The organism is Megasphaera sp. DJF_B143 (genome assembly GCF_900320625.1).
Taxonomy (GTDB): domain Bacteria; phylum Bacillota; class Negativicutes; order Veillonellales; family Megasphaeraceae; genus Megasphaera; species Megasphaera hexanoica.
The window spans coordinates 1-3,025 of sequence record NZ_ONTA01000185.1 but is presented as its reverse complement, the minus strand read 5'-3'; the positions used below and the strand labels follow the sequence as shown (position 1 = coordinate 3,025).

The following is a 3,025-nucleotide window of genomic DNA, read 5'->3' as shown; positions in this document are numbered from 1 at the left end:
GCATCGCCTCTTCTGCACTGGTAAATCCTTTGAAACGGGCTCCGGCATAGCCGGTTACCTGTTTCTGGCATTCAGCCCAGGTGGTAAACAGTCCGGTCTGGCGGCCGTTTCGTACGGCATATATTTTTTTTGGCATAGAAACACCTCATTTCAGAATTATTATCGTACTGATTGTATCATGGAATGAACCGATTTAATAGAGAAAACCATAGAAAGGATGTTCGTACTATGAAATACAGGATGTCCCTCATGCGCTTTATTTTACTAATTTTTGGTTGTTTCTTTGTCCTGTCTGGAGTGCAGGCAGCGACCGTCATCAACAGCGATGGCTATTATAAAGATATCCGCCTTGCAGGAAAAGTACGGGTTGTCGATTCTTTTCCCGATATACGGGTACAGGTCGTTCAGAGCTTTCCTGATTTACGCGTTAAAGTTGTCGATTCCTTTCCCGATAGCATTGGTGAGTGGCAGTTTGTAAGTTATGGGGAAGATTTTACCATCCAGTTTGTCGATTCGTTCCCTGATATCCGTATCCGTTTTGTCCATAGTTTTCCCGGAGTAGAATAATGGAGGTATATTATGACAGAAGAAGAAAAAATATTTTCAGGTCATATCTTTAACAACCGTTGTAGTGAACTGGTAGAAATCAAGCGGCGCACCCACCGGCTGTGCCGGGAATATAATCGCCTCGATGAGACTGACCCCGCAAGAACGGATATCATGCGTCAGGTCATGGGATCCATCGGCCGGATATTTTATTTTCAGGGACCGCTCCAGTTCAACTATGGCTGCCATACGTTTATCGGGGAAAATTTTTTTGCTAATTTCAATCTGGTCGTCATGGACGATGCCCGCGTATTCATTGGCGATAACGTATGTATCGGCCCCAATGTATCACTTCTGGCAACGAATCATCCCCTTCTTCCACAGGAACGGCTGGGCCTGAGTGAAGAAGGGCGGATGACTATGGCCGAATTTGCCGAGGATATCCATATCGGGAATAATGTCTGGATTGCTGCTAACGTGGCCGTCCTGGGCGGTGTCCATATCGGTGACAATGTGGTCATCGGTGCCGGATCGGTCGTGACGAAGGATATTCCTGACAATTATTTGGCTTTTGGCGTTCCCTGCAAGCCCGTCCGTCCCATTACAGATGACGATTCCCAGGCCTGGCGCATCCTGCCGGAGGACCGGGACTTTTTTCGGAACAATCTGAAATAAGCGGTACCTTTTGTGCCTGCCATCGAAATGGTATATAATAGATGCGTGTAACATAATGAAATAGTACAGGAGGAATTCGTATGGCATATATTTATCCCTTCCGCGGCCAGTGGCCGGATATTGATCCCGGCGCCTATCTGGCAGATAATGTAACGGTTGTCGGCAAGGTTACCATAAAAAAAGGAGCAAACCTGTGGCCTGGCGTCCTCGTCCGTGGTGATGATAACGAAATTATCATCGGTAAAGGCGTCAATATACAGGACAATACGGTGATTCATGTGGATCCCGGCGATCCGCTCGTCCTGGACGATTATTGCATGGTTGGCCACAGTGCCGTCATCCATTGCAAACATATCGGCAGTGGTACACTGATTGGCATGGGTGCCATTTTACTGGCTAATGCCGATATCGGAGCAGAATGCATCATTGGGGCAGGAACCATGATTACGCAGAATAAAGTTATCCAGCCCCGTTCCATGGTGTATGGGACGCCCTTTAAATTCGTCCGGTCTCTGCGGCAGGAGGAAGTCGATGCCGTTCGTCAAGATATCTTGGAATACGAGGCGCTGGGTCAGGAATACAAGGCCATGCAGAAAACGATGCAGCAGAAAAAATAGGAGGGATTACTCATGTTTATGTATGAAATGCCGACCCGCCTGTATTTTGGCAAAGATTGTCTGAAGGGAGCAGGGAAGAATCTGAAGCAGCTGGGAAAAAAGGCACTGATCGTGACGGGACGCCATTCCGCAAAAATCAATGGGTCCCAGAAGGCCGTAACGGATGCGCTGGAATCAGAGGGTGTAGCCTGGGTATTGTTTGACCAGATAGAAAACAATCCTTCTATCGACACCGTCCGCAGGGCCGCTGACTTTGGCAAATCCCAGCATGTCGATTTCGTTATCGGCATCGGTGGTGGTTCCCCTATGGATGCGGCGAAAGTCATAGCCCTTCTATGTACGAATGACCTGGATGATGCGGCGTTATTTACCGGTCCTTATGTCCGGCCGCTGCCTATCGTGACCGTTCCGACGACATCCGGAACGGGTAGTGAAGTGACGAAGGTTGGCGTGCTGACTAATCCCCATGCCGGGACGAAACAATCGGTCAATACACCCCTTATTTTCCCCGTACTGTCCTATGCGGATCCGTCCTTTACAGAAAGCGTCAGTACGACTGTGACTATGGATACGGCCGTTGATGCCCTATCCCATGCCATAGAAGGGTATATGTCGCGGAAATCGACTCCCATGAGTGACGTATGGGCAGAAGAAGCGATGCGCTTCCTCGGTCCCCATCTGACTGATCTGGAAGGAAATATCCCTTATGTCGTCCGGGAAGACCTGATGTACGGCGCGACGACTGCCGGTATGGTCATTGCCCAGACGGGAACGACTCTGGTACACGGCATGGGTTATCAGCTGACTTATTATAAAGGATTGTCCCATGGCCGGGCGAATGGCCTGTTATTGCCGGGGTATATGCGGCTCATGACAGAAACGATGGAAGATAAGGTGGAAAAAATCTGGGACATCCTGGGATTTTCCGGCCTGCAGGACTTTGCGGACTGCCTGCACAGTCTCATGCCGGAACGGGTTTCCCTTACGGAAGAGGAAATAGAAGAGTATGTCCGGCTGACGCTGCCTACGGGAGCAGTTGCGTCCACCCCTTATGAAGTGAATGGTGAAGTCATTGCCCGCCTATACCGGGAACTGGCCTGAACCAGACGGGTACCGTGAGTGCCGTACCGGATGAAAACCGGCTCTGTGTGAAGATGGATAGCTTCACACAGAGCTGGTTTTTATGT

5 protein-coding genes are annotated in these 3,025 nt (G+C 49.6%); 4 read left to right on the top strand and 1 reads right to left on the bottom strand.

The genetic code is table 11. From position 1 onward, the window contains the following. Window positions 1–136, bottom strand: a 136-nt coding sequence (locus tag DBO31_RS05620) for an RNase H1/viroplasmin domain-containing protein (protein WP_200817466.1), incomplete at its 3' end; no start/stop codon positions are given. Window positions 137–228: 92 nt separating this feature from the next. On the opposite strand from DBO31_RS05620, the gene DBO31_RS05615 reads away from it, so the two are divergent. The 4 genes from DBO31_RS05615 (at window position 229) to DBO31_RS05600 (ending at window position 2,939) form a co-directional block, all read left to right on the top strand. Continuing rightward, window positions 229–567: a hypothetical protein gene (locus DBO31_RS05615; RefSeq protein WP_113856206.1), complete on the top strand. Its 339-nt coding sequence runs from the start codon at window positions 229–231 to the stop codon at window positions 565–567. A gap of 12 nt (window positions 568–579) precedes the next feature. After that, window positions 580–1,221, top strand: a complete 642-nt coding sequence (locus DBO31_RS05610) for a sugar O-acetyltransferase (RefSeq protein ID WP_150824656.1) — start codon at window positions 580–582, stop codon at window positions 1,219–1,221. 80 nt (window positions 1,222–1,301) lie between these two features. Beyond that, the gene (locus DBO31_RS05605; protein ID WP_150824655.1) at window positions 1,302–1,838 is read left to right on the top strand and encodes a gamma carbonic anhydrase family protein; all 537 of its coding nucleotides are present in this window, start codon (window positions 1,302–1,304) and stop codon (window positions 1,836–1,838) included. Between the two features lie 12 nt (window positions 1,839–1,850). After that, the gene (locus tag DBO31_RS05600) at window positions 1,851–2,939 is read left to right on the top strand and encodes an iron-containing alcohol dehydrogenase family protein (RefSeq protein WP_150824654.1); all 1,089 of its coding nucleotides are present in this window, start codon (window positions 1,851–1,853) and stop codon (window positions 2,937–2,939) included. Window positions 2,940–3,025 lie beyond the last annotated feature (86 nt).

Bases quoted from the DNA above. Each gene is read 5' to 3' on its own strand.
- DBO31_RS05615 (WP_113856206.1), top strand. From the start codon at position 229: ATGAAATACAGGATGTCCCTCATGCGCTTTATTTTACTAATTTTTGGT.
- DBO31_RS05605 (WP_150824655.1), top strand. From the start codon at position 1,302: ATGGCATATATTTATCCCTTCCGCGGCCAGTGGCCGGATATTGATCCC.
- DBO31_RS05610 (WP_150824656.1), top strand. From the start codon at position 580: ATGACAGAAGAAGAAAAAATATTTTCAGGTCATATCTTTAACAACCGT.
- DBO31_RS05600 (WP_150824654.1), top strand. From the start codon at position 1,851: ATGTTTATGTATGAAATGCCGACCCGCCTGTATTTTGGCAAAGATTGT.